The sequence below is a fragment of the Paracoccus yeei ATCC BAA-599 genome (assembly GCF_000622145.1).
Classification (GTDB): domain Bacteria; phylum Pseudomonadota; class Alphaproteobacteria; order Rhodobacterales; family Rhodobacteraceae; genus Paracoccus; species Paracoccus yeei.
In genome coordinates, this window is sequence record NZ_JHWH01000001.1 from 406,152 (window position 1) to 430,134 (window position 23,983).

The window sequence follows — 23,983 nt, forward strand, 5'->3', positions numbered from 1 at the left end:
GCGTCCCTTCCTGTGTTCAGCGCAGCCGCAGCGCGTTCAGGGTCACGCTGATCGAGCTGAGCGACATGGCCAGCGCGGCCATCAGCGGCGTGGCGAAGCCCGCGATGGCGAACGGCACCGCGACGATGTTGTAAAGGATCGAGATGGCGAAGTTCTCGCGGATGCGGCGGGTGGCGGCGCGCGCGACCCCCAGCGCCTCGGCCACCGACGACAGGTCGCTGCCCAGCGTCACGATATCAGATGCGACCCGCGCCGCGTCCAACGCCGAGGCGGGCGAGATCGAGACATGGGCGGCGCTGAGCGCGGCGGTGTCGTTCAGCCCGTCGCCCACCATCAGGACCCGGCCGCCCTGCGCGGTCAGGGCCTGCACCGCCTCGGCCTTTTCGGCCGGGGTGACGCCCGCGCGCCAGTCGGCGATCCCGAGCCGCGCCGCGATGTCTGCCACGACCGGCGCCGCATCCCCCGACAGCAGCAGCACCCGCCGTCCGGAGGCCAGGATCCGGCGCACCGTCTCCTCGGCTCCGGGGCGCAGGCGGTCGGTGAATTCCAGCCGGATCGGCGCGCCCTGGCCCAGGGACAGCCAGCTTGCCGAAACCGCCGCCGAGCCGTGATCGGCGCCCAGCCAGTCCGCGCGCCCCAGCCGGACGCGGTGGCCTTGATGCGTGCCCTCGACCCCTTGGCCCGGCACCTCGCGCAGGGCCTCGACCGGGGCGGGCTGGACGCCGGCCTGCACCATGGCCTGCGCCAAGGCCTGCGACAGCGGGTGGCCCGAGCCCTGCGCCAGCGCCAGCGCCACGCCCCGCGCCTCGGGCGGGACCTGGGACACCAGCTGCGGCACCCCCATCGTCAGTGTCCCGGTCTTGTCGAAGACGACGGTATCGACCTCGGCCAGGCGTTCCAGGGCGGTGCCGTCCTTGATCAGCATGCCGCGCCGGAACAGGCGTCCCGATGCGGTGGTGACGACGGCCGGCACCGCCAGCCCCAGGGCGCAGGGGCAGGTGATGATCAGCACGGCCGCCGCGATATTGACCGCCAGCCGCAGGTCGCGGGTGGCCCAGAACCAGCCAAGGAAGCTGGAAAACGCCATCAGATGCACCAGCGGCGAATAAAGCCGCGAGGCGCGCTCGGCGAGGCCGGTATAGCGTCCCCGCGCGGTTTCCGCCGCGGCGACCAGCGCGGTCAGGCGCGACAGCGACGAATCGCGCCCCGCCGCCGTCACCCGCAGGACCAGGGGGCCGGTCAGGTTGACCTCGCCCGCCGACAGCGCCAGTCCCGGCGCCGCCGGAACCGGGATGCTTTCGCCGGTCAGCAGCGAGCGGTCGATCTCGCTTTCGCCCTCGGCCACCTCGCCATCGCCGGGAATGCGCGCGCCGGGACGGACGCGGATCAGGTCGCCCGGGCGCAGGTCGGCGACCGGGACCGGCTGGTCGCCCGCCGGCGTCAGCAGGAAGGCGCGCGGCACCTCGAGCGCGGTCAGTTCCTCGGCCGCCGAGCGCGCTACCGCGCGGGTGCGGTAGTCCAGGTAGCGCCCGACCAGCAGGAAAAAGCACAGCATCACCGCCGCATCGAAATAGGCGTGATGGCCGGAGTGCATCGTTTCATAGACCGAGATCGCCGAGGCCAGGATCAGCGCAAGCGAGATCGGCACGTCCATGCCCAGCCGCCCGGCCCTGAGCGCGCGCCAGGCGCTGGAAAAGAACGGCTGGCCGGCAAAGGCGACGGTCGGCAGGGCGATGGCGCCGGAAATCATGTGGAACAGGTCGCGGGTCGCGTCCTCGGCCCCCGACCAGACCGCGATCGACAGGATCATGATGTTCATCATGGCAAAGCCCGACACGCCGATGCGCATCAGGATGTCGCGGCCCTGGCGGTCGGCCGCGCCCGCCGACAGCGCCGCCGGATCCAGTTCGTGCGCCTCGTAGCCGATGGCCTCGACCACCGGGATCAGGTCCTGGGCGGCAAGGCCGGGTGCGTCGACCGTCACCCGGCGCTGTGTCAGGTTCACCCGCGCCGCCTTGACGCCCGGATGGGCGGTCAGCGCGCGCTCGACATCGGTGATGCAGGTCGCGCAATGGATGGTGGGCAGCGACAGGATGATGTCGACCACGCACCCCTGCCCCGCCACGCGCTGCGCAAGCGGCGCCGCGTCGCAGGCCGGGCAGGCCGAAATCCGGGTGTCATACGAGGCGTCGGTCATCACTTCACCCGGCTGCCGTGATAATGGTCGAGGCGCTGGCGGAACTGCGTCCCGTCCCAGGCGGTCGCCGTCAGGTGGATGTTCCAGAGCCCGGGCTTCAACGTCAAGGGCGCGACGTAAAGCCCGCCTTGGTAGGTCATCTGCGGATGCTGGTCGTCGGCCACATAGGTCGGCCGCCCGACCGTGACCTGCAGGTCCTTGATCGGCGCGGGATTGCCCTGGCGGTCGCGGATCGCCAGGGCCAGTTCCTTGCCGTCGTAGTCAGGCGTCACCGTCCAGTCCAGCGCCGCCTGGGCCGCGCGCTCGCGGTCGAAATCCTGCGAGGCGACATAGCTGTTGGCGACCTCGAGCCCCGGGAAGGTTCCCACCGCCTTGACCGCCATCAGCACGTTCACGCCGATGATGACGCCAAAGGCCACCAGGGTGATCGCCAGCACATGCTTGCCGGTCAGGGGACGGGTCATTTCTCGCTCCTTCCGTGAAAGACGGTGTCGACATGGGCGCGGGTGCCGTCGCCCAGATCCTCGACCCACAGGGTCAGTTCGGCCTGCCCGCCCTCGGCCAGGGCCGTGCCGGGCGCGGCGGTCAGGTAAAGCCGCTGCGTCTGGGTCGCGTCGGGGGCGACGGGAATGCGCGCCTGCGGCTGGCCCTCCAGCGTCACGGTCACGCCCTGGGGCGGGTTGCCCTGGTCGTCGAGCACCTGGACCGTGAATTCGCGCGCCTCGCCCTGCTTGTTGCGCAGGCGCAGGGCATAGGTGTTGCGGATCGCGCCGTCGGCCATGGTGACATAGAGCGGATTGCGGACCGGCGTCACGTTCAGGTCGATGGGCGAGCGCAGGAACAGCGCGGCAATCAGCGCGATGCCGATGCCGGCCCAGAGGGTGAAATACAGCAGCGTGCGGGGCCGCAGGATGTGGCGCATGACGGGCCGGGGCGGCTTGCCGGCGCGCTCGGCCGCCTCGTCGCTGAGCGCCATGTAATCGATCAGCCCGCGCGGCTTGCCGATCTTGGCCATCACGTCGTCGCAGGCGTCGATGCACAGCGCGCAGGTGATGCATTCCATCTGCTGGCCGTCGCGGATGTCGATGCCCATGGGGCAGACGTTCACGCAGGCCAGGCAGTCGATGCAGTCGCCGGGCGAATCGGACGGGATCGGGCCGTCAACGCCGGTCGGCACACCGGGATAGGGGGTGGGCGGATACTTGCGGCCGACGGCGGGGCCGGCGGCATGGCTTGTCGCCTCGGCCGCGACGGCCTCGGCCCGGCTGCGGCGCTTGACGTTGCTTTTGCCGCGCGGCTCGCCCCGCCATTCGCGATAGGCGACGGTCAGCGTGTCTTCATCCATCATGGCGGCCTGGATGCGCGGCCAGGGGCAGGCATAGATGCAGATCTGTTCGCGCGCGAAGCCGCCGAACAGGAAGGTCGTGGCGGTCAGGATGGCCATGGTGATATAGGCCACCGGATGGGCCTGCCCGGTCAGCAGGTTGCCCAGCAGCGTCGGCGCGTCGGTGAAATAGAACACCCAGGCCCCGCCGGTCAGCAGCGCGATGACCAGCCAGATCGCCCATTTCGTCAGCCGCAGCCGCAGCTTGCGCGCGTCCCAAGGGGCGTTCCACAGACGCACGCGCGCGTTGCGGTCGCCTTCGACCCAGCGCTCGGTCAGGATGAACAGGTCGGTCCAGACGGTCTGCGGGCAGGTATAGCCGCACCAGACCCGACCCAGCGCCGAGGTGAACAGGAACAGCCCCAGCCCCGCCATGACCAGAAGGCCCGCGACGAAATAGAATTCGTGCGGCCAGATCTCGATCCAGAAGAAGAAGAAGCGGCGGTTCGCCAGGTCCACCAGAACCGCCTGGTCGGGCAGGTTCGGGCCGCGGTCCCAGCGGATCCAGGGGGTGACGTAATAGATCCCCAGCGTCACCGCCATGATGATCCATTTCAGGTTGCGAAACCAGCCCTGCACACGGCGGGGGAAAATGGGCTCTCGGGCGGCGTATAGTTGTGGCGGGTCGATGTCGGCTTTCGACATGATTGGCTCCTGTTGCGCGGGAACAGGTCTAGGCGCGGCGGGGCCGGACCGCCTTGATCTGTGTCAAGCCCCAGATAATCACCGCAAGCGCCCGCCGGGATGGGCCGGATTGTCGCAGCGAATGCCAAGGGCACGGCCTGCGGAAACCGCGGCCGTGCCCCGACGTTAGGAAACACCGGCCCTTCCCAGGAAACGCGCGAACAGGAGGGGAGGGCCGGTGTCCACCACGGCCGGTCGCCCGGCCGCGGATCTCGGTGTCATTCGCCGCCGCCAAGGCTGTGGACATAGGCGGCGACGGCGCGGATGTCGGCCTCGGACAGGCGGCTGGACCAGGAAGGCATGACGCCGAAGGGGCCGTCGTGCACGATCCGGGTGATCGTCGCCGGGTCCGAGCCGTAAAGCCAGACCGCGTCCGTCAGGTCGGGCGCACCCTGGGTGCGGTCGCCCTTGCCGTCCTCGCCATGACAGGCGGTGCAGTTGTCGGCAAAGACCGTGGCCCCTTCGGCGGCCAGCGCGGCGTCATGCGGCTGGCCGGACAGCGCCAGGACATGGTTCACGACCTGCCGGATCTGGGTGCGGTCCAGCAACCCGTCGGCGCCGAAGCGCGGCATTTCCGAATAGCGCGCCTCCTCGTCGTTGGGATCGCGGATGCCGTGCTGGATGGTGGTGTGGATGTCGTCCAGCGTGCCGCCCCAAAGCCAGTCGTTGTCCAGAAGCGAAGGATAGCCCACCGCGCCGCCGGCGCCCGAGCCGTGGCACTGCGCGCACCAGGTACGGAAGATCGCGGCCCCGGCGTTGGCGGTGTAGTTCGCCAGCTCCGGGTCGGCGGCGATCTGGTCCAGCGGGGTTTCGACCAGCTTGGCCTGGATCGGCGCGTTGGCGTCGTTGAAGCGCTGGATTTCGGCCGCGACCTCCTTTCGATAGCTGGTGCCCAGCAGGCCCTGCGTCGCGTGGTTCAGCATCGGGATCGCCGGGTAAAAGAACAGATAGCCCACGGCCCAGACGATGGTGGCGTAGAACGTCCACAGCCACCAGCGCGGCAGGGGGTTGTCGTATTCCTCGATCCCGTCCCAGCTGTGGCCGGTCGAGGGCACCTCGACCTTGTGGCGCACGCCCTTGCGGTCGCGCACGACCCGGGTGTGGACATCGGCCGGGCGGTGCAGCGGCTCGCCCTCGGGCCCCTCGGGCGGATGCTTCAGGATCTGGGCCTTGTTTTCGTCGTCGGCCGCCATCCGCTCGAGTTCGATGCGGTTGTCGGGGTTCCGGGGGCTCGTGTGTTCGTCTTTGTCGGACATCACTCGGCTTCCTTCTGACCCGGGTCTGCGGGCCTCGTCTCATTGCGGAAGATGCTTTCGGCGGCGTCCCGGTGCAGCGGGCGCGAGCCCGGCCGCAGGGCAAACAGGCACGAGCCGACAAAGAACAGCACCAGGGTCAGCAGCACCCAGCTGTCGGCCAGTTCGCGCAGCAGGGAATAGGTGTCCATCCCCGCCTCCTATCGGTTGGGATCGGGTTCGAAGGTCGAGAAATCGACCATCGTGCCGAGGACCTGCAGATAGGCGATCAGGGCGTCCATCTCGGTCACGCCGGGGCGGCGGTCGAAATTGCGCTGCTGAGCGCCTGGATAGCGTTCCTGCAGGCCCGAGGCGTCCGCGTCCGGATCGGCCTGCGCCCGGAAATCGGCGATGGCGTTGGCCACCATCTCGTCCGAATAGGGCACGCCGACCATGGCATCCGTCGCCACCCGATCGCGCATGTTCGACGGGTCGATGACACGGTCGCGCAGGTGGCCATAGGCGGGCATGATCGATTCCGGCACCACCGCCTGCGGGTTCGTCAGGTGGTCGATGTGCCATTCGTCCGAATAGCGCCCGCCCACCCGGGCCAGGTCCGGCCCGGTGCGCTTGGACCCCCACTGGAACGGGTGGTCGTACATCGACTCGGCCGCCAGGCTGTAGTGGCCATAGCGTTCGACCTCGTCCCGCATGGGGCGGATCATCTGGCTGTGGCAGACATAGCAGCCCTCGCGGACGTAGACGTCGCGGCCCTTCAGTTCCAGCGGCGTATAGGGCCGCACGCCCGTCACCTTCTCGATGGTGTTCTGCAGATAGAACAGCGGCGCGATTTCGACGATGCCGCCGATGGTCACGACCAGGAAGGAAAAGACCAGCAGCAGCGTGGCGTTCTTTTCAAGGATCTTGTGCTTTTCAAGGATGGCCATGATGCGCCCTTACTCTGCCGGAACCGCGACGGCGGTCGTTGCGGTCTTGGGTTGCTTGGCGACGGTGGCCCACAGGTTGTAGCACATGATGATCGCGCCGGTCAGGTACAGCACGCCGCCCAGGCCACGGACCACGTTCATCGGGAACTTGGCGGCCACGGTGTCGGCGAAGGCGTTGACCAGGAAGCCCTGGGCGTCGACCTCGCGCCACATCAGCCCTTCCATGATGCCCGACACCCACATCGAGGCCGCGTAAAGCACCAGCCCGATGGTCGCGAGCCAGAAGTGCCAGCTGACCAGGGCATTGGAATACAGCCGTTCACGCCCCCAAAGCCGCGGCGTCAGGTAGTAGAGCGCGCCGAAGGTGATCATGCCGTTCCAGCCCAGTGCGCCGGAATGGACGTGGCCGATGGTCCAGTCGGTATAGTGCGACAGGCTGTTGACGGCCTTGATCGACATCATCGGCCCCTCGAAGGTCGCCATGCCGTAAAAGCCCACGGCCACGACCATCATGCGGATCACCGGGTCGGTGCGCAGCTTGTCCCAGGCGCCCGACAGCGTCATCAGCCCGTTGATCATGCCGCCCCAGCTGGGCATCCACAGCATGACCGAGAACACCATGCCCAGCGTCGTCGCCCAGTCGGGCAGCGCGGTATAGTGCAGGTGGTGCGGGCCGGCCCAGATATACATGAAGATCAGCGCCCAGAAGTGGATGATCGACAGCTTGTAGCTGTAGACCGGGCGCTCGGCCTGCTTGGGGATGAAGTAATACATCATGCCCAGGAAGCCCGCCGTCAGGAAGAAGCCCACCGCGTTGTGGCCGTACCACCACTGCGTCATCGCATCCTGCACGCCCGAGAACACCTGCACCGACTTCGAGCCGAAGACGCTGACCGGGACCGACAGGTTGTTGACGATGTGCAGCATCGCAATGGTCACGATGAAGGACAGGTAGAACCAGTTCGCCACATAGATGTGGGGTTCCTTGCGCTTGAAGATCGTGCCCAGGAACACCGCCAGATAGACGACCCAGACGATGGTCAGCCACCAGTCCACATACCATTCCGGCTCGGCATATTCCTTGGACTGGGTGGCGCCCAGGATATAGCCGGTCGCCGCCAGCACGATGAACAGGTTGTAGCCCCAGAACACGAACCAGGCCGCATTGCCGCCCCACAGCCTGGCGGCCGAGGTGCGCTGCACCACATAGAAGCTGGTGCAGATCAGCGCGTTGCCGCCAAAGGCGAAGATCACCGCCGAGGTATGCAGCGGCCGCAGCTTGCCGAAGTTTGTATAGCCATGCGTCAGGTCGCTGAGGTTCAGCGCCGGAAAGGCCAGCTGAAAGGCGATGACCACGCCGACCAGGAACCCGACCACGCCCCAGAAGGACGTGGCGATCACCCCGGCACGGACGACGCCGTCGAAGTATTCGGTCTGCGGGGCCGGCTCCAGCGCCGGCTGTTCGTTGCCCATCTGGCGCAGCACCCGCACGAACATGAAGCCTGCGACCAGCATGACTATCAAGGCGTTGACCAGGTAGGCCGGATCATCGGGTCGCGCCTGGTTGGCGGCAATCGCGGCCAGGACCGCGATCACGCCCAGCGCGATCAGCTTGATGGTGTCCAACATTACGTTCGTGTCCCTTCTTCCATTGCCGAAATCGGTCCATGCACGCGGATTCGCGCCCGAGGCCGGGTTTTGGCCTTTCCCTTCTAGCCTCTCACGGAATCACGATACCTTGATCTGCATCAACCCGTCTGCGGGAAATAGGCGTAGGATCGTCGCATGGGACGGGCCCCGCGATGCGGCGCAAAGCCGGCCCCCGCCACGACGCGCTTGACCGCGATGCCCCGAACGCGCCCTGTCGCAACGACCCGGACGCGGTCCGCCACGATGAAGAAAGGAAAAGGAAATGGGCTACAAATCCATCCTCACCGTCCTGACCAACGACATGCAGCACGGCCAGCTTGATGCCGCCGTCGCCGTCACCCGGCGCGAGGATGCCCATCTGGAGGTGTTCTGCCTGGGCGTCGATCACACGCAAAGCGGCTATTACTATGCGGGCGCTTCGGCCTATGTCTTCCAGGAGGCGATCGACAAGGCCATCGCCTCGGCCGCCGAACTCGAGGAGCGGATCCGCGAGCGGCTGACACCCGAGGACATCCGCTGGTCGGTCGACAGCGCCGTGGCCCAGCTGGGTGGGCTTTCGACCCTGGTGGGGATGCGGGCGCGCTATTGCGACCTCGTGGTGCTGAACCGTCCCTATGGCAAAGACGTCTCGCCCGATGCCGAGGCGATCACCGAGGCCGCGCTGTTCGAGGGCACGGCCCCGGTGCTGATCGTGCCCGGCGAACTGGCCGAACCCTTCGGCCGCAAGATCCTGATCGCCTGGAACCAGTCGAACGAGGCGATGGCCGCCGTCCGCCGCGCCCTGCCCCTGCTGCAGGCAGCCGATGCGGTGGAAATCACCGTGGTCGACCCCTCGCCCAGCGGGCCCGAGCGGTCGGATCCCGGCGGCGCGCTGTGCCAGATGCTGACCCGCCACGGCGTCAAGGCCGAAATCGCGGTGCTGGCGCGCACCATGCCGCAGATTTCGGACATCCTGAACCGTCGCGCGACCGAGATCGGGGCCGACATGGTGGTGATGGGCGCCTATGGCCATTCGCGCTTTCGCCAGGCGATCCTGGGCGGGGCCACGCGCAACATGCTGGAAAAGGCCAAGGTGCCGGTGCTGATGGCGCGCTGACCGGGCGCGGGGTGGCGGAGGGTCCTAGCTGGGAATGCCGCCGTCCGAATCATCGCCGCTTTCCGCGACCAGGTCGCGGAAGGCCGGGATGACGACCCGCCGCTTGCCTTCCAGGACGATCACGCCCTCGCGCTTCAGCGCGCTCATGTGCCGGCTGACGGTTTCCAGCGTCAGGCCCAGATAGTCGGCCATCGCCTCGCGCGTCAGGGGCAGTTCGATGCTGATGCGCCCTTCGGCCGGGCGCTTGATCAGCGCGGCTTCCCGCCGCGCCAGGATCACCAGCAGCGAGGCGATCTTTTCCCGCGCCGACTTGCGACCCAGAAGCAGCAGCCAGTCGCGCGCCGCATCCAGTTCGTCCAGCGTCATCTCCAGCAGGCGGGTGGCGATTCGGGGGGTTTCGACCAGAAGGGCCTCGAAGGGCTTGCGCCGGAAGCAGCACAGCAGCAGGTCGCTGGTCGCGGTGACGGTATAGGCCGCCCGTTCGCGGCCGGGCCGGCCCAGGAAATCGCTGGGCAGCAGCAGGCCCACCATCTGCGTGCGCCCGTCCTCCAGCTGCTGGGTCAGCCCCGCCATGCCGCTGACGACCGAGCCCACGAAATCCATGCGGTCGCCCGCCCAGACGATGACCTGTCCCGCCTCGAAACGGCGGTAATACTTGATGCCCTCAAGCTCGGCCAGTTCGTCCGCCTCGCAATGGGCACAGACTGCCCGATACCTGATCGGGCAGATCTCGCACGCTTGTTGCGCGGCGGTCAGCATGGCGTCGGCTGGCATGGGCTTGATCTGGGTCAATGTGTTTGCGCGCTTGTCCTGTCAAACATAGGGGCATGGAACAGCAATCGCAACTTGAACGGCTTGGATTGTTCGACGCACGCGTCCCGCGCTACACGAGCTATCCCACCGCCCCGCATTTCAGCCCCGCCGTCGGAGAGGCCCAGTTCCGCGACTGGCTGACCGCCGTGCCCGCGGGGGGGCAGATCTCGCTTTACCTGCATGTGCCGTTTTGCCGCAGGCTGTGCTGGTTCTGCGCCTGCCGCACGCAAGGCACCCAGTCCGAGGATCCGGTCCGCGCCTATGCCGAGGACCTGATCCGCGAAATCGCGCTGCTCAAGGCCGCGCTGGCGCCGGGCGTGCGGCTGTCGCGCCTGCACTGGGGCGGGGGCACGCCGACGCTTCTGCCCGCCGACGCGATCGCGCGCCTGGCCGATGCGGTGCTGACTGCCTTCCCCCTGGCCGAGGACGCCGAATTCTCGGTCGAGATCGACCCGAACGAGATCGACGAGGCCCGCCTGGACGCTCTGGCGCAGGCCGGGCTCAACCGCGCCTCGATCGGGGTGCAGGACTTCGACCCCGAAATCCAGCGCGTCATCGGGCGCGAGCAAAGCTTCGAGGTGACGCGCCGCGCCGTCGACATGATCCGCGACCGCGGCATCGCCAGCCTGAACGCCGACATCCTTTATGGCCTGCCCCACCAGGACACCCATCGCATCGCGGATTCGGTGCAGAAGCTGCTGGCGCTGTCGCCCGACCGGGTGGCGCTTTACGGCTATGCCCATGTGCCCTGGATGGCCCGGCGCCAGGTCATGATCCCGGCCGAGGCGCTGCCCGAGCCCCAGGACCGGCTGCAGCTGTTCGAGGTCGCCCGCCAGCTTTTCCTGGCCGACGGCTATGACGAAATCGGCATCGACCACTTCGCCCGCCCCGGCGACGGGCTACAGATCGCCCAGCGCCTGGGCCGGCTCAAGCGCAATTTCCAGGGCTATACCGACGATCGCGCGCAGGTTCTGATCGGGCTCGGTGCCTCGTCCATCTCGCGCTTTCCGCAGGGTTATGCGCAGAACGCCCCCGCGACCGGGGCCCATGTCGCCCGGGTGCGCGCCGGGCACTTCTCGACCGTGCGGGGCCATGCGTTTTCGGCCGAGGACAACTGGCGCGCCCGCATGATCGAGGCCCTGATGTGCGATTTCCGCATCGACGCCGGCGAATTCGTCCGCGACCACGGCTTCACGCCCGAAACCCTGGCCCAGGTCCTCGCCCCGGTCGCACGCCATTTCGGCGCCATGGTGCACCTGGACAAAGACGGACTCGCCATCCTGCCCGCCGGCCGCCCGCTGACGCGCATGATCGCGCGCATGCTCGACGGCTACGAGATGGCGGTATCGGGCCATTCCTCGGCGATCTGACGGGTTTCCTTGTTGGCCAAATACCCATGCGGCGGCGCCACCAGCACCGCCGCTCGGGTTCAATGCGCCTCGGCCCAGCTCGCGCCGACGCCCGCATCGACGATCAGCGGCACGTCCAGGCGCACGGCGGGATCGGCCGCACCCTCCATCACCGCGCGGGCGCGCGCGACCAGTTCGGGCACCGCAGCCTCCTCGACCTCAAAGACCAGTTCGTCATGGACCTGCAGCAGCATCCGCGCCGGCAGGTCGCGGATGGCCTCCGGCATCCGGATCATGGCGCGTCGGATGACGTCGGCCGCCGCGCCCTGGATCGGCGCGTTGATCGCGGCGCGGCGCGCACCCCCCGCGGCCGGGCCGCTCTGGTTGATGCCCGGCGTGTTGATGCGCCGCCCGAACAGGGTGCGCACATGGCCGTCCTGCTTGGCCTCGGCCACGGTGCGGTCCATATAGGCGCGGATTTCCGGGAAACGCTCGAAATAGGTGTCGATGAAGGCCTGCGCTTCGGCGCGCGGGATGCGCAGGTTGCGCGCCAGGCCAAAGCCCGAAATGCCATAGATCACGCCGAAGTTGATCGCCTTGGCGCGGCGGCGGATCATCGGGTCCATGCCCTCGACCGGCACGCCGAACATCTGGCTGGCGGTCATGGCATGGATGTCGATGCCGTCGCGGAACGCCTGGCGCAAGGCCGGGATCTGCGCCACATGCGCCAGGATGCGCAATTCGATCTGGCTGTAATCCAGACTCACCAGCCGGTGCCCCGGGCTTGCGACAAAGGCTTCGCGGATGCGCCGCCCTTCGTCGGTCCGGACCGGGATGTTCTGCAGGTTCGGCTCGGTCGAGGCCAGCCGCCCGGTCTGCGCCCCGGCGATGGAATAGCTGGTGTGGACGCGCCCGGTCTCGGGGTTCACATGCAGGGGCAGCGCGTCCGTATAGGTCGATTTCAGCTTGCTGATCGCGCGCCAGTCCAGCACGCGCGCGGGCAGGTCGTGGCCCTCGGCGGCCAGATCCTCCAGCACCTCGGCGCTGGTCGAAAAGGCGCCGGTCTTGCCCTGCTTGCCGCCGGCCAGGCCCATGCGGTCGAACAGGATCTCGCCCAGCTGCTTGGGACTGCCGACGTTGAAGGGACCGCCGGCCAGGTCATGGATCTCGGCCTCCAGCGCGGCCATCTTCTGGGCAAAGGCGCCGGACATGCGGCGCAGGTGGTCGGCGTCGATGCGGATGCCGGCCATCTCCATGTCGGCCAGGACCTGGACCATGGGCCGCTCCATCACCTCATAGGCGGTGGCCACCCGTTCGCGCGACAGTTCGGGGCGAAAGCGGTGCCACAGCCGCCATGTCACCTCGGCATCCTCGGCGGCATAGTCAGCGGCCTTGTCGACCGGCACCTGCTGAAAGCCGATCTGCGCCTTGCCCGAACCGATCAGTTCCTTGATCGGCACGCATTTGTGACCCAGGTAGGTCTCGGCCAGTTCGTCCATGCCGTGGTTGTGGGTGCCCGCATTCAGCGCATAGGACATCAGCATGGTGTCGTCGACCGGCGCGACCCGGATGCCGTGCCGGGCCATGATCTTGACATCGTACTTGATGTTCTGGCCGATCTTCAGCGTGGCATCGTCCTCCAGCATCGGCTTCAGCATCGCGAGCGCGCGATAGGCGTCCATCTGCCCCGCCACCAGGACCGGGCCGCCGAACAGATCGCCCGTCGCGCCCTCGCCGACATGGCCCAGCGGCAGATAGGCCGCCCGTCCCGGCCCCGTGCACAGCGAGATGCCGACCAGGTCCGCCCGCATCTCGTCCAGGCCCGTGGTTTCGGTGTCGAAGGCCACCACGCCCTTCTCGGCGATCTCCTCCAGCCAGCGCGCCAGCGCCGCCTCGTCCCGGATCACCTCGTAAAGGCTGCGATCCACCGGCGGCAGGGCCGCCGCCGCGGGGGCGGTCGCCGCCACAGTCTCGGCGACAGGCGGGGCCGCCGCGCCGAACCGCTCGGCCACCCGGTTCGTCAGGGTGCGGAACTCCATGCGGGTCAGGAATTCGACCAGCGCCTCGGGATCGGGCGCCTTGACCTCCAGCGTCTCCAACCCGAACTCCAGGGGCGTGTCGCAGTCAAGCTGCACCAGCCGCTTGGAAATGCGGATCTGCTCGGCATGGTCGATCAGGGTCTGACGACGCTTGGGCTGCTTGATCTCGCTCGCCCGCTCCAACAGGGTCTCAAGGTCGCCGTATTCCTCGATCAGCTGCGCGGCGGTCTTGATGCCGATGCCGGGGGCGCCCGGAACGTTGTCGATGGCGTCGCCCGCCAGCGCCTGGATGTCGACCACACGGTCGGGGCCGACGCCGAACTTCTCGCGCACCTCCTCGGGACCGATGGCCTTGCCCTTGATCGGGTCCAGCATCTCGACTCCGTCGCCGACCAGCTGCATCAGGTCCTTGTCGCTGCTGATGATGGTGACGCGCCCGCCCGCGTCTCGCGCCCGGCAGGACAGGGCGGCTATGATGTCGTCGGCCTCATAGCCCTCGGTCTCGATGCAGGCGATGTTGAAGGCCCGCGTGGCCTCGCGCGTCAGCGGGAACTGCGGGCGCAGATCCTCGGGCGGCTCGGGGCGATTGGCCTTGTAAAGCGGGTAGATCTCGTTGCGGAAGGTCTTGGAACTGTGGTCGAAGATCACCGCCGCATGGGTCGGCGCATCAGCCCCCCTCGCCTCCTGCACATATTTCCACAACATGTTGCAGAACCCGGCCACCGCCCCGATGGGCAGCCCGTCCGAGCGGCGCGTCAGTGGCGGCAAGGCGTGATAGGCCCGAAAGATGAAGGCCGAGCCGTCGATCAGATGCAGATGGTGGCCCTTGCCGAAAACCCCGTCCATAAGCGCCCCTTCCTTCGATCAGACAGGGGCCCTTCTGCCACGAAGCGACGCCGGGGCCAAGCCCGGCCCGGGCTTTCACTGTTTCCCAAATACCCCCGCCGGAGGCGCCGGCGCTGCTGCGGGGCACAAGGCGTCAGTGATCGTCCTGCGCGTGTTCGCGGTCGATGACGAAGCGCTTGTCGCAATAGCCGCAATCGACCCAGCCGATATCCTGCGGAATGGCCAGCCAGACCCGCGGATGGCCAAGGCCGCGCGCCTCGTCGCCCTCGCAACTCACCTTCCAGGTGGTGACGGTCTGGATCTCGGGGGCCGGAAGGGTCATGGCAGTTCCTTGAGCTCTGACGACAAACGGGGTTAAACCGGCGGCGATCATAATGACAGCCGAGGCGCGATGCCAGCCCCCCAGAACCCCAACGCCGCCGCGAATGCAATCGAAATCCGCGGTCTGACCAAGACCTATGCGGGCGCCGGCGGGCAGGCCCCGAAACAGGCGCTGAAGGGGCTGGACCTGTCAATTCCGGCCGGCTCGATCTTTGGCCTGCTGGGCCCGAACGGGGCGGGCAAGTCCACCACCATCAACATCCTGGCGGGCCTCGTACGCAAGACGGCGGGCAAGGTCACGATCTGGGGCTTCGACCAGGACGTGAACCCGCGCCAGTCCCGCGCCGCCATCGGCGTCATGCCGCAGGAACTGAACATCGACCCGTTCCTGTCGCCCCGCGCCAGCCTCGAGGTGCAGGCCGGGCTTTACGGCGTTCCCAGGCGCGAACGCTGGACGGACGAGTTGCTGGAGCTGGTCGGCCTGACCGAGCAGGCCGAAAGCTATTCACGCCACCTGTCGGGCGGCATGAAGCGGCGGCTGCTGCTGGCCAAGGCGCTGGTCCACCGCCCCCAGGTCCTGGTGCTGGACGAGCCCACGGCCGGCGTCGACATCCAGCTGCGCGACATGCTGTGGCGCAATGTGCGGCGGCTGAACGAACAGGGCATGACCATCATCCTGACCACCCATTACCTCGAGGAAGCCCAAGACATGTGCGACCGCATCGCCATCATCGACCGGGGCGAGTTGCTGCTTTCCGAGGAAACCCGCACCCTGCTCGGCCGGGCCGATTCCAAGACGCTGGTCGTCGACACCGGAGAGGCCCTCGCCCTGCCCGCCCTGCCGCCCGAGGCGCGGGCCGAGCGCCGCCCCGACGGGCGGCTGGCGATCAGCTATGCGCCCTCGCGGCTGCCCTCGGATGCGCTGATCGACGCGCTGCGCGCGGCGGGCCTGCCGATCCGGGATATCGCGGTCGAGACCCCGGATCTCGAGGACGTGTTCGTCCAGATGACGGGGCGGCGCTAGGCCAGATACCCCTAGGCCAGGCCGGGCACCACCATCGGGCCGATCGGCCGGCCGGCCAGGATGTGCAGGTGGAAATGCGGCACCTCCTGCAAGCCGTGAGGTCCGGCGTTGGTGATCGCGCGGTAGCCCTGCCCCGCGTCCAGATCGCACCCCAGGTCGCGCACCAGCCGGGCAACGGCGCGGTGGAAATCCACGATCTCGGCATCAGGCGCGTTGGCCGCGAAATCGTCGTAGCTGACATAGGCCCCCTTGGGGATCACCAGCACATGCACCGGCGCCTTGGGCGCGATGTCGTGAAAGGCCAGCGTGTGCTCGGTCTCCAGCACGGTCTTGTTGGGGATCTCGCCGCGCAGGATACGGGCGAAGATGTTTTCGGGATCATAGGCGGGCATCAGGCGCTCCTCAGTCGCTGAACAGGAAATCGGTGCCGGCGATCTGCTCGGCGGTCTGGGGCAGCACGTCCAGGAACCGGGCCAGCTGCACCGCATTCTCCTCGACCGAGTTCCAGGGCGCGATCGCGTGGAACTGCGCAAATCCCGCGTCGCGCAGCCGCTCGGCCTCGTGCTCGAGATCGGCGCGGACGGTCGGGATCAGCCGGTCGATCACCTCCGAGGGTGTTTGCGGCCCGGCCAGGCCCACGCGCCCGATGTGGCCGCGGATGTAGTCCTCGTCGAAGCGGGCGTCGATCAGCAGGATGCGGGTATCGGCCTTGTCGCCCATCAGGTCCTGGATCAGGTGCAGCGCCGACGGGTCCAGGCAGATCACCAGCCGGTTCGATTCGAACTGCTCGAACAGCAGCTTCAGCAGCGCCCGGCGGTGCCGCTCGCGCTTTTCCAGCGTCGTCTCGACCCCGCCCAGGTCGGGCAGGTTGGCCTCGGCCTCGTTGAACAGATAGTCCACGGCGGGGATGTCGGTCAGGTCGCGGATCGAATGCGCCAGCCGCTTGGCGACATGCCATTTCTTGGACACCACCAGCCGCAGCGAATTCTGCCGGCCAAGGCTGCCGTCCACCTCCCAGAAGCGCGGGGCGAACCGGCGCCCCACCCGGCCGCGGGCGGTCAGGAACCGGAACAGCCCCGTCGCCTCGTTCGAGATCGGGAAATGCACCCCCGTCGCCGCCCAAAGCGCCCCCAGCCTTTCGCGCAGCCGAATCGCCTCGGGCGAGATCTTGCGGGCGAACAGATAGTTCTGCCCCATCAGCAGGTCGTAGTGGTCGTTGTAGAAGGTCACCGGCATGCCGTAGTCGGTGAAGACCAGATAGGTCAGGGTTCGCGCCCGCAGTTCCTTGCGCGGCACGACATGGGGCACGATGGTCTGAAAGAAGGTCTCGTCGGGGATCCAGGTGGTGGCGAAGAACCGCATCACGTCGGGGCGGCTGGCGCAGAAATCCAGCACCTTCTCGACGGTCTGGCGGCGCAGGCACCACCATTGCGACCCGATCATCACCTGGATGTCGGCGGGGACCTGCCGGGTGATCTTGAAGCGCTTCTGCAGTTCGTAGCTGGCATAGAACCACTTGGGGCGCGTGCGTTCGTTGAACCAGTGGCGATAGATCAGCCGCTCTTCCTTGAAGCCGGTCTTGATCCAGTCCGATTCGAAGAAATCGAAGTTCTCGATATAGTCGCAGTCCTCGGCATCCAGGAAGGCATGGGCGTATTCCGCCGACTTGATCGGCATGCAGTCGCCCGACAGCATGTAGAAATGCGTGGCCTGGGGAAAGGCCTTGACCGCGGCGCGCACCGCCTCCAGCGTGGCGCCGACCAGCGACCACTCGCCCCAGCCGCATTTCCACCGCCGGGCGGCAAAGACCACGCCCGGGTTGTCGGCAACGCCGCGTCGGATCGCCTCGAAATCCTTGGGATTGGCGCGGGCGTCGAAATGGATCGCCACGTAATCGCCCGACGCCGTCAGCCGTCTGGCCTGCGCAATGACCCCCTTGGGATCCTTGTGACAGAGCAGAATAAAGGCAATGCGCGCCATCTATGTGGTCATCCTGTCGCCATCCGGCCCGGCGTTCTTCATGCGGTTGAATCTCGCCGGGCGATTTGCTTTCTGTCTCTAACGATTTTGGCAAGGCCGGCAACCCGACCCGCCGCTCAAAAGGAACAAGACATGGGATTCCCCGGAACCTGGATGACGGAAAGCGAAAGCATGGTCTATCGCGTCGTCCCCAAATGCGCCTGCTCGTCGATCGGCCAGATCATGTTCTACTCGGACCACGGGCGGTATTTCGACGGGGACATCCACGATTCCACATCGGGCCTGCACAAGTGGAACCAGGATGAAAGCCAGAAGGCGATCGAGGACAGCGTCAGGGCCCGCAGGTCCCTGACCTTCACCTGCGTGCGCAACCCCTATGCGCGCATCCTGTCGTCCTTTTTCGACAAGATCGCGGGCATCCAGCGCAACGGCAAGCGCTATCGCGGCAACCTGGTGCCGCAGCTGATCCAGCGCTACGGCGTGGACGTGGGCAGCCCGGAAAACAACTTCGACTTCGACCAGATCGCCAGCTTCCGCCGCTTCCTGCTGTTTGCGCGCGACACCATCCGCTGGCGCCGGCCGATGGAGCCCGACATCCACTGGTCCTCGATGTCCGGCCATATCGCGACCTTCATTGCGAACGGCGGGCGCTATGACCAGATCTTCTTCACCGAGAAGTTCAACGAGGGCATGCAGAAGGTGCTGGACGCGGCCGACACGCCGGTCAAGGTGGACGTGAACGACGTGCCCCGGTTCAACGAATCCGAAGGCCACGGCCCCAAGCGCGCCCACAAGGTCAGCGACTATTTCGACGACCTGTCGCGCCATCTGGTCTGGGAAATCTACAAGCGCGACTTCAAGCTGTTCCGCTATGACTTCGACAACCCCGACAACAAGTACCCGCTGGCCGAGGTCGATCTGGACGAGGTGCACGCCAAGCTGGGCCGGTAAGGCCCCCGCGCTTCTTTCTTGCCCAAATATCCCCGCCGGAGGCAGCGGCGCGCCCGCGCCGCTTTCTTTTCCCGGGGAATTACGGCAGGCGCGCCAGATTGCCCTTGCCAAACGGCGGAAACGCGCTATTTTGCCGCCCTCATTCGACCGGCGGGGAGACCCGGACCGAAGGCCCCCCGCGCGCAACCGTGTTTCGCGCCTTGCGGCCGACGCTCCATTGGCCTATGCCCGCCCCAGAACCGAAATCAGAATCCGGGGCCGCCTGCCGGTTGCCCCCCGAACCCCTTGAGGTTGAGACATGGCCGTCCCTCAGAACCGAGTCACCCGGTCCCGCCGCAACATGCGCCGTTCGCACGACGCCCTGGTTGCCGGAAACCCGAACGAATGCAGCAACTGCGGCGAACTGAAACGCCCGCACCACGTCTGCCCGTCCTGCGGTCACTATGACGGCCGCGAAGTCGTGGCTCAGGCGAACGAAGTCGACCTGGACGACGACGCGGCATAAGCGGACCGACCGCGGACATGCCCCTGTCGGAACCCACGACCAGCCCGCGCGCCCCCGCATCCAGGGGCAGCGTGGTGATATCCGTTGACGCGATGGGCGGCGACCGCGGTCCCGCCGCCGTCGTCGCGGGCATCGCCGAAAGCGCGGACAAGAACCCCGACATCCGGTTCATCGTCCACGGTCCGCGGGCCGAGCTTGAACGCATGATCGCCCGCCGCAGCGGGCTCGCCGCGCGTTGCGACATCCGCGACGCCCAGGGCGTCGTCACGATGGGCGACAAGCCCAGCCAGGTGCTGCGCAAGGGCGAAGGCACCTCGATGTGGTCCACCGTCGAATCGGTCCGCAACGGCGAGGCGACCGTCGCCGTCTCCTGCGGCAACACCGGCGCGCTGATGGCGCTGTCGATGCTGCGCCTGCGCAAGCTGCCGGGCGTGAACCGGCCGGCCATCGCCTGCCTCTGGCCGTCGCGCAATCCGCAGGGCTTCAACGTCATGCTGGATGTGGGCGCCGACATCCGCGCCGATGCCCAGGACCTGCTGACCTACGCGCTGATGGGCGCCTCCTATGCCCGCAACGGCCTGGGCCTGGCGCGCCCGCGCGTCGGCCTGCTGAACGTCGGCACCGAGGAGCACAAGGGCCGCGCCGAGCTGAAACAGGCGCACGAGTTGATCGGCCCCGCCGCCCAGGTGGCGAATTTCGACTACATCGGCTTTGTCGAGGGGGGCGACCTGCCCTCGGCGCGCGTGGATGTGATCGTGACGGACGGGTTTACCGGCAATGTGGCATTGAAGACCGGCGAAGGCACGGCCAAGCTGATCGCCGATTTCCTCAAGGATGCCTTCGGCAATTCCGTCATGTCCAAGTTCGCGGCCCTGCTGGCGATGACCTCCCTCAAGCGGCTGCAAAAGCGCATCGACCCGCGGCGCGTGAACGGCGGCGTCTTTCTGGGCCTGAACGGCACGGTCGTGAAATCGCACGGCTCGGCCGATGCCACCGGCGTCTCGGCCGCGATCAAGCTGGCCTTCCAGCTGGCGCAATCGGGCTTTCAGGACCGGCTGGCCGCGCGCGTGGCCCAGTCCCTGGGCCCCGAAGCGGGCGGCGAACTCATCAGCAAGGGGGCATCGTGATGCGGCGTGCGATCGTCCGGGGAACCGGCCATTACCTGCCCGAACGCGTGGTGGAAAACAGCTGGTTCGAGGACAAGCTGGACACGACCGACGAATGGATCCGCACCCGCACCGGGATCGAGCGGCGCCATTTCGCGGCCGAGGGTCAGCGCACCAGCGACCTGGGCATCGCCGCGGCCCGTGCCGCCCTGGCCGATGCCGGGGTCGAGCCGGGGCAGGTCGATGCCATCGTCGTGGCGACCTCGACCCCCGATTTCACCTTCCCCTCGGTCGCGACCATGGTCCAGGCCGGGCTTGGCAACCGCCACGGCTTTGCCTTCGACGTGCAGGCGGTCTGCGCGGGCTTCATCTATGCGCTGGCCAATGCCGACGCCATGATCCGCGCGGGCCAGGCCGAGCGCGTCCTGGTCATCGGCGCCGAGACCTTCAGCCGCATCATGGACTGGACCGACCGTGCGACCTGCGTGCTGTTCGGCGACGGCGCCGGCGCCGTCCTGCTGGAGGCGCACGAAGGCCAGGGCACCTCGGCCGACCGCGGGCTGCTCTCGACCGATCTCAACAGCGACGGCCAGTATCGCGACCTTCTGTATGTCGATGGCGGCGTCGCCTCGACCGGGACCGCGGGCCACCTGCGGATGCAGGGGAACCTGGTCTTTCGCCATGCCGTCGAAAAGCTGGCCGATACGGCGCACCGCGCCCTCGACAAGGCCGGGCTGTCCCAGGACCAGGTCGACTGGCTGGTGCCGCACCAGGCGAACCTGCGCATCATCGAGGCGACGGCCCGCCGCATGCACCTGCCGATGGAAAAGGTCGTGCTGACCGTCGCCGACCACGGCAATACCTCGGCCGCCTCGATCCCGCTGGCGCTGTCGGTCGCCAATGCGCAGGGCCGGTTCGAACCGGGCCAGGTGCTGGTGGCGGAAGCCATCGGCGGCGGGCTGGTCTGGGGCTCGGCCGTCCTGCGCTGGTGACCTAGCGCAGCTGCGAATCCTTCGATCCCCGCCGGTTGATCCCGCCTGCGGGCTTCCATGCCCTGTCGCGCCCCGACTGGCATTCCACGCACAGGCGCACGCCCGGAATGGCCTGGCGCCGAGCCTCGGGGATCGGCTCGCCGCATTCGTCGCATTCGGTGGCGCTTTCGCGAAGGCCGCGCCCGACGGCGCGCAGCCGCATCCGCTCGATCGCCTCCTGCGTCGAAACCTCGATCTGATCGTTCACCGCGTCGTCGCGCGCCCAACCGCCAGCCATCCGCCTGACCCCCTTGTGCTGTCCCAAAGATAGGCGCGTTTTCCCTGCTGTCAAAGACTCGCCGGTAAGATGCGAATAAGTCGATGGAAAATTGCTCCCATCGGAACCTGAATCACTGCCGGGTTGTTGACAGGTCGGGACAAAAAAGATCATCCTTAGCCCAAGAGCGAGGTTTTCCAGATGAGCGACAATACCCTGACCCGGATGGATCTGGCCGAGGCTGTCTTTCGCGAGGTCGGACTTTCGCGACACGAATCCGCCCAACTGGTCGAAAGCGTGCTTGGCCATATCTCCGATGCGCTGGTGCGGGGAGAACAGGTCAAGATCTCGTCCTTCGGCACCTTCTCGGTGCGCGACAAGAACGAACGCATCGGCCGCAACCCCAAGACCGGAGAGGAAGTGCCGATCACGCCGCGGCGTGTGCTGTCCTTTCGGCCCTCGCACCTGATGAAGGACCGCGTGGCCGCCGGGAACAAGCGCGGCAGCTGATGGACAAGTCGCCCGACGCCTTCCGCTCGATCGGAGAAGTGGCCCGGCTGGTGGGCGTGGCGCCCCATGTCCTGCGCTACTGGGAAACCCAGTTCAGCCAGATCTCGCCGGTCAAGCGCAGCGACGGCCGCCGCTATTACCGCCCCGAGGATCTGCGCCTGATCGCCGGCCTGTGCCAGGTGCTGCGCGAGGAAGGTCTCAGCATCCGCGGTGCCCGGCGGCTGATCGCCTCGGACCGAGGCAGCAAGCTGCGCCAGATCGGCGCGCGGCGCCTGGGCGAAATCCGGGGCGAATTCCAGGCCGCCGCTGCTCAGGACGGCGCGGTGCACGACCCGTTCACCGCGGGCAGCGCACAGCAGGCTGGGGACGATCAGCCCCCCTCGCCTGCCGCCGACTGGCTGGGCCGGCTTTGCGCCAGCGCCGCCTTCCTGCATCGGGCGCGTGCCTCGGGAACCCCTCTGCCGCCGGGCATCGCCCCGCTGCGCGACCGGCTGCGCCAGGCACGCGGCTAGGGCAGCGGCGACACTTGACGACAGATCGACATTATCCCCAGAAATCCGTCCTCTGCCCCTTGTGCTGCCCGGCCGCTTCGCTCTATATGGCCCCCGTGTCGGGCCGTGGCGCAGCCTGGTTAGCGCGTCCGTCTGGGGGGCGGAAGGCCGAGAGTTCGAATCTCTCCGGCCCGACCATTCCGAAAACGCCCATCCCCGCCTGGGGGTGGGCGTTTCCTTTTGCCGAAAGGGATTCATGTGAACGGTGTCCTGCCTGACTCGTCGCTGCACCGGCTGATCGACAGCGGCGCCATAAGGGCCGAGGTCCCGATCCTGCCCGGACAGATCCAGCCCGCCAGCCTGGACCTGCGGCTGGGAACCACGGCCTGGCGGCTGCGGGCGTCGTTCCTGGCGGGACGCGGCCGCAGGGTCAGCGACCGGCTGTCGGACTTTGAAATGCACCGCATGGACCTGACGGGCGGCGCGGTGCTGGAAAAGGGCTGCGTCTACCTGGTGCCGCTGATCGAACGCCTGTCCCTGCCCCAGGGCCTCGACGCGGTCGCCAATGCCAAAAGCTCGACCGGGCGGCTGGACCTGCTGACCCGGCTGGTGACCGACGAAGGGACCGAGTTCGACCGCCTGCCCCCCGGCTACGACGGCCCGATCTATGCCGAGATCTGCCCGCGCAGCTTTTCCGTTCTGGTACGGCCGGGCATGCGGCTGAACCAGCTGCGCCTGCGCCAGGGCCAGGCCGTGCTGTCCGACGACGACCTGCGCGACCTGCACCGGCGCGAGCCCCTGGTGACGGGCCAGGCCCTGATCGACGAGGGTCTTGGCTTTTCCGTGGACCTGCGCCCCGAGACGGGCGACCTGGTCGGCTATCGCGCCCGACCGCACAGCGGCGTCATCGACCTCGACCGCATCGGCGCCTATCGGGCGCGCGACTTCTGGGACGAACTGCGCACCACGGACGGCCAGCTGATCCTGGACCCCGGCGCCTTCTACATCCTCGTCAGCCGCGAGGCCGTGGCGATCCCGCCCGACTACGCCGCCGAAATGGCGCCCTATCTGGCGATGGTGGGCGAATTCCGGGTGCATTACGCGGGCTTCTTCGACCCCGGCTTCGGCCATGGCGCGGCCGGCACCGGCGCGCGCGGTGTGCTCGAGGTGCGCTGCCACGAGGCGCCCTTTGCGCTGGAACATGGCCAGGTCGTCGGCCGGCTGGTCTACGAACGCATGGCCGCGCGCCCGGACCGGCTTTACGGCGCGGGCATCGCCTCGAACTATCAGGGCCAGGGGCTCAAGCTCGCCAAGCAGTTCGCCTGACGCCCCGGCTTCTTTCTTGCCCAAATATCCCGGGGGAGTCGCGCGGCACGCGCGGCGGGGGCAGAGCCCCCCCTACTTCATCCGCCGCGTGATGCGCGCCGCCTGCCGGGCGCGCTTCACCGCCTGGCGCGCCTGCTTTTCGCGGCTGCGCTGCTGCGGGCTCTGCCGGCCCGAGGCGTCCGAGTTCATCTTGCGGATGCCCTTGTTCAGCCCCCAGTTCAGCAGCTTGCCGCTGACGATGCGGGTCAGCATGGCAACGAATCGATTGATGTTCATCTGCGGCT

At 67.7% G+C, this 23,983-nt stretch carries 24 protein-coding genes and 1 tRNA gene; 11 read left to right on the plus strand and 14 right to left on the minus strand.

The genetic code is table 11. The features are described from left to right. Positions 1–16 precede the first annotated feature (16 nt). From BU28_RS0101960 to ccoN, 7 genes are all read right to left on the minus strand, one after another. Positions 17–2,197 (minus strand): heavy metal translocating P-type ATPase, encoded by a 2,181-nt coding sequence (locus tag BU28_RS0101960; protein WP_028717958.1) that lies wholly within the window; start codon positions 2,195–2,197, stop codon positions 17–19. Next, positions 2,197–2,661 (minus strand): FixH family protein, encoded by a 465-nt coding sequence (locus tag BU28_RS0101965; protein ID WP_028717959.1) that lies wholly within the window; start codon positions 2,659–2,661, stop codon positions 2,197–2,199. The genes BU28_RS0101960 and BU28_RS0101965 overlap by 1 nt, the downstream gene beginning before the upstream one ends. Beyond that, positions 2,658–4,226, minus strand: a complete 1,569-nt coding sequence (ccoG, locus tag BU28_RS0101970) for a cytochrome c oxidase accessory protein CcoG (protein ID WP_028717960.1) — start codon at positions 4,224–4,226, stop codon at positions 2,658–2,660. The genes BU28_RS0101965 and ccoG overlap by 4 nt, the downstream gene beginning before the upstream one ends. 257 nt (positions 4,227–4,483) lie before the next feature. Next, complete coding sequence (gene ccoP / locus BU28_RS0101975) at positions 4,484–5,521, minus strand: cytochrome-c oxidase, cbb3-type subunit III (RefSeq protein WP_223252312.1); 1,038 nt, start codon at positions 5,519–5,521, stop codon at positions 4,484–4,486. After that, positions 5,521–5,709 (minus strand): CcoQ/FixQ family Cbb3-type cytochrome c oxidase assembly chaperone, encoded by a 189-nt coding sequence (locus BU28_RS0101980; RefSeq protein ID WP_028717962.1) that lies wholly within the window; start codon positions 5,707–5,709, stop codon positions 5,521–5,523. The genes ccoP and BU28_RS0101980 overlap by 1 nt, the downstream gene beginning before the upstream one ends. A gap of 9 nt (positions 5,710–5,718) precedes the next feature. Then, on the minus strand, positions 5,719–6,444 hold the full coding sequence (gene ccoO / locus BU28_RS0101985) for a cytochrome-c oxidase, cbb3-type subunit II (protein WP_028717963.1): 726 nt from the start codon (positions 6,442–6,444) through the stop codon (positions 5,719–5,721). Between the two features lie 9 nt (positions 6,445–6,453). Continuing rightward, on the minus strand, positions 6,454–8,073 hold the full coding sequence (gene ccoN / locus BU28_RS0101990; protein ID WP_028717964.1) for a cytochrome-c oxidase, cbb3-type subunit I: 1,620 nt from the start codon (positions 8,071–8,073) through the stop codon (positions 6,454–6,456). A gap of 283 nt (positions 8,074–8,356) precedes the next feature. Here ccoN and BU28_RS0101995 point away from each other — a divergent pair, with 283 nt between their 5' ends. Then, a complete protein-coding gene (locus BU28_RS0101995) occupies positions 8,357–9,190 on the plus strand; it encodes a universal stress protein (RefSeq protein ID WP_028717965.1) in 834 nt (277 codons plus the stop codon). A 24-nt stretch (positions 9,191–9,214) separates the two neighbouring features. On the opposite strand, the gene fnrL is transcribed toward BU28_RS0101995, so the two are convergent. Then, positions 9,215–9,964, minus strand: a complete 750-nt coding sequence (fnrL, locus tag BU28_RS0102000) for a transcriptional regulator FnrL (RefSeq protein WP_028717966.1) — start codon at positions 9,962–9,964, stop codon at positions 9,215–9,217. A gap of 53 nt (positions 9,965–10,017) precedes the next feature. Here fnrL and hemN point away from each other — a divergent pair, with 53 nt between their 5' ends. After that, on the plus strand, positions 10,018–11,373 hold the full coding sequence (gene hemN / locus BU28_RS0102005; RefSeq protein ID WP_028717967.1) for an oxygen-independent coproporphyrinogen III oxidase: 1,356 nt from the start codon (positions 10,018–10,020) through the stop codon (positions 11,371–11,373). Between the two features lie 59 nt (positions 11,374–11,432). On the opposite strand, the gene polA is transcribed toward hemN, so the two are convergent. Together polA and BU28_RS0102015 are read right to left on the minus strand one after the other, a co-directional pair. Then, a complete protein-coding gene (gene polA / locus BU28_RS0102010; protein ID WP_028717968.1) occupies positions 11,433–14,237 on the minus strand; it encodes a DNA polymerase I in 2,805 nt (934 codons plus the stop codon). A gap of 133 nt (positions 14,238–14,370) precedes the next feature. After that, positions 14,371–14,559, minus strand: coding sequence for a zinc-finger domain-containing protein (locus BU28_RS0102015; RefSeq protein WP_028717969.1), 189 nt, complete (start codon positions 14,557–14,559; stop codon positions 14,371–14,373). 69 nt (positions 14,560–14,628) lie between these two features. Here BU28_RS0102015 and BU28_RS0102020 point away from each other — a divergent pair, with 69 nt between their 5' ends. Further along, the gene (locus tag BU28_RS0102020; RefSeq protein WP_028717970.1) at positions 14,629–15,582 is read left to right on the plus strand and encodes an ABC transporter ATP-binding protein; all 954 of its coding nucleotides are present in this window, start codon (positions 14,629–14,631) and stop codon (positions 15,580–15,582) included. Between the two features lie 11 nt (positions 15,583–15,593). Here BU28_RS0102020 and BU28_RS0102025 read toward each other — a convergent pair whose 3' ends face one another. Next, entirely contained in the window at positions 15,594–15,974 is a 381-nt protein-coding gene (locus BU28_RS0102025; RefSeq protein WP_028717971.1) for a histidine triad nucleotide-binding protein, read from the minus strand. 10 nt (positions 15,975–15,984) lie between these two features. Then, positions 15,985–17,562, minus strand: a complete 1,578-nt coding sequence (locus BU28_RS0102030) for a DUF5928 domain-containing protein (RefSeq protein ID WP_028717972.1) — start codon at positions 17,560–17,562, stop codon at positions 15,985–15,987. A 132-nt stretch (positions 17,563–17,694) separates the two neighbouring features. On the opposite strand from BU28_RS0102030, the gene BU28_RS0102040 reads away from it, so the two are divergent. From BU28_RS0102040 to BU28_RS0102055, 4 genes are all read left to right on the plus strand, one after another. Beyond that, a complete protein-coding gene (locus BU28_RS0102040) occupies positions 17,695–18,513 on the plus strand; it encodes a sulfotransferase family protein (protein WP_028717973.1) in 819 nt (272 codons plus the stop codon). A 298-nt stretch (positions 18,514–18,811) separates the two neighbouring features. Continuing rightward, the gene (gene rpmF, locus BU28_RS0102045) at positions 18,812–19,018 is read left to right on the plus strand and encodes a 50S ribosomal protein L32 (RefSeq protein ID WP_028717974.1); all 207 of its coding nucleotides are present in this window, start codon (positions 18,812–18,814) and stop codon (positions 19,016–19,018) included. Between the two features lie 17 nt (positions 19,019–19,035). Then, on the plus strand, positions 19,036–20,145 hold the full coding sequence (plsX, locus tag BU28_RS0102050; protein WP_028717975.1) for a phosphate acyltransferase PlsX: 1,110 nt from the start codon (positions 19,036–19,038) through the stop codon (positions 20,143–20,145). Further along, a complete protein-coding gene (locus BU28_RS0102055; protein WP_028717976.1) occupies positions 20,145–21,116 on the plus strand; it encodes a beta-ketoacyl-ACP synthase III in 972 nt (323 codons plus the stop codon). The genes plsX and BU28_RS0102055 overlap by 1 nt, the downstream gene beginning before the upstream one ends. A gap of 1 nt (position 21,117) precedes the next feature. On the opposite strand, the gene BU28_RS0102060 is transcribed toward BU28_RS0102055, so the two are convergent. Further along, a complete protein-coding gene (locus BU28_RS0102060) occupies positions 21,118–21,393 on the minus strand; it encodes a DksA/TraR family C4-type zinc finger protein (RefSeq protein WP_028717977.1) in 276 nt (91 codons plus the stop codon). A gap of 180 nt (positions 21,394–21,573) precedes the next feature. Here BU28_RS0102060 and ihfA point away from each other — a divergent pair, with 180 nt between their 5' ends. From ihfA to BU28_RS0102080, 4 genes are all read left to right on the plus strand, one after another. Then, positions 21,574–21,882 (plus strand): integration host factor subunit alpha, encoded by a 309-nt coding sequence (ihfA, locus tag BU28_RS0102065; protein WP_028717978.1) that lies wholly within the window; start codon positions 21,574–21,576, stop codon positions 21,880–21,882. Further along, entirely contained in the window at positions 21,882–22,394 is a 513-nt protein-coding gene (locus tag BU28_RS0102070; RefSeq protein ID WP_028717979.1) for a MerR family transcriptional regulator, read from the plus strand. The genes ihfA and BU28_RS0102070 overlap by 1 nt, the downstream gene beginning before the upstream one ends. 99 nt (positions 22,395–22,493) lie before the next feature. Next, a tRNA-Pro gene (locus tag BU28_RS0102075) sits at positions 22,494–22,571 on the plus strand. 60 nt (positions 22,572–22,631) lie between these two features. Further along, complete coding sequence (locus tag BU28_RS0102080) at positions 22,632–23,699, plus strand: 2'-deoxycytidine 5'-triphosphate deaminase (RefSeq protein ID WP_028717980.1); 1,068 nt, start codon at positions 22,632–22,634, stop codon at positions 23,697–23,699. 72 nt (positions 23,700–23,771) lie between these two features. On the opposite strand, the gene BU28_RS0102085 is transcribed toward BU28_RS0102080, so the two are convergent. Then, positions 23,772–23,975, minus strand: a complete 204-nt coding sequence (locus tag BU28_RS0102085; RefSeq protein ID WP_028717981.1) for a hypothetical protein — start codon at positions 23,973–23,975, stop codon at positions 23,772–23,774. Positions 23,976–23,983: the final 8 nt, after the last annotated feature.

Excerpts from the sequence above, each read along its gene's own strand:
- BU28_RS0102025 (WP_028717971.1), bottom strand. The coding sequence starts at position 15,974 with ATGCCCGCCTATGATCCCGAAAACATCTTCGCCCGTATCCTGCGCGGC.
- ccoN (WP_028717964.1), bottom strand. The coding sequence starts at position 8,073 with ATGTTGGACACCATCAAGCTGATCGCGCTGGGCGTGATCGCGGTCCTG.
- BU28_RS0102060 (WP_028717977.1), bottom strand. The coding sequence starts at position 21,393 with ATGGCTGGCGGTTGGGCGCGCGACGACGCGGTGAACGATCAGATCGAG.
- BU28_RS0102020 (WP_028717970.1), top strand. The coding sequence starts at position 14,629 with ATGCCAGCCCCCCAGAACCCCAACGCCGCCGCGAATGCAATCGAAATC.
- hemN (WP_028717967.1), top strand. The coding sequence starts at position 10,018 with ATGGAACAGCAATCGCAACTTGAACGGCTTGGATTGTTCGACGCACGC.
- BU28_RS0102040 (WP_028717973.1), top strand. The coding sequence starts at position 17,695 with ATGGGATTCCCCGGAACCTGGATGACGGAAAGCGAAAGCATGGTCTAT.
- BU28_RS0102030 (WP_028717972.1), bottom strand. The coding sequence starts at position 17,562 with ATGGCGCGCATTGCCTTTATTCTGCTCTGTCACAAGGATCCCAAGGGG.
- ihfA (WP_028717978.1), top strand. The coding sequence starts at position 21,574 with ATGAGCGACAATACCCTGACCCGGATGGATCTGGCCGAGGCTGTCTTT.
- BU28_RS0101960 (WP_028717958.1), bottom strand. The coding sequence starts at position 2,197 with ATGACCGACGCCTCGTATGACACCCGGATTTCGGCCTGCCCGGCCTGC.
- BU28_RS0102085 (WP_028717981.1), bottom strand. The coding sequence starts at position 23,975 with ATGAACATCAATCGATTCGTTGCCATGCTGACCCGCATCGTCAGCGGC.
- polA (WP_028717968.1), bottom strand. The coding sequence starts at position 14,237 with ATGGACGGGGTTTTCGGCAAGGGCCACCATCTGCATCTGATCGACGGC.
- BU28_RS0101995 (WP_028717965.1), top strand. The coding sequence starts at position 8,357 with ATGGGCTACAAATCCATCCTCACCGTCCTGACCAACGACATGCAGCAC.
- BU28_RS0102015 (WP_028717969.1), bottom strand. The coding sequence starts at position 14,559 with ATGACCCTTCCGGCCCCCGAGATCCAGACCGTCACCACCTGGAAGGTG.
- ccoO (WP_028717963.1), bottom strand. The coding sequence starts at position 6,444 with ATGGCCATCCTTGAAAAGCACAAGATCCTTGAAAAGAACGCCACGCTG.
- ccoP (WP_223252312.1), bottom strand. The coding sequence starts at position 5,521 with ATGTCCGACAAAGACGAACACACGAGCCCCCGGAACCCCGACAACCGC.
- BU28_RS0101965 (WP_028717959.1), bottom strand. The coding sequence starts at position 2,661 with ATGACCCGTCCCCTGACCGGCAAGCATGTGCTGGCGATCACCCTGGTG.
- ccoG (WP_028717960.1), bottom strand. The coding sequence starts at position 4,226 with ATGTCGAAAGCCGACATCGACCCGCCACAACTATACGCCGCCCGAGAG.
- BU28_RS0101980 (WP_028717962.1), bottom strand. The coding sequence starts at position 5,709 with ATGGACACCTATTCCCTGCTGCGCGAACTGGCCGACAGCTGGGTGCTG.
- plsX (WP_028717975.1), top strand. The coding sequence starts at position 19,036 with ATGCCCCTGTCGGAACCCACGACCAGCCCGCGCGCCCCCGCATCCAGG.
- fnrL (WP_028717966.1), bottom strand. The coding sequence starts at position 9,964 with ATGCCAGCCGACGCCATGCTGACCGCCGCGCAACAAGCGTGCGAGATC.
- BU28_RS0102070 (WP_028717979.1), top strand. The coding sequence starts at position 21,882 with ATGGACAAGTCGCCCGACGCCTTCCGCTCGATCGGAGAAGTGGCCCGG.
- BU28_RS0102055 (WP_028717976.1), top strand. The coding sequence starts at position 20,145 with ATGCGGCGTGCGATCGTCCGGGGAACCGGCCATTACCTGCCCGAACGC.
- rpmF (WP_028717974.1), top strand. The coding sequence starts at position 18,812 with ATGGCCGTCCCTCAGAACCGAGTCACCCGGTCCCGCCGCAACATGCGC.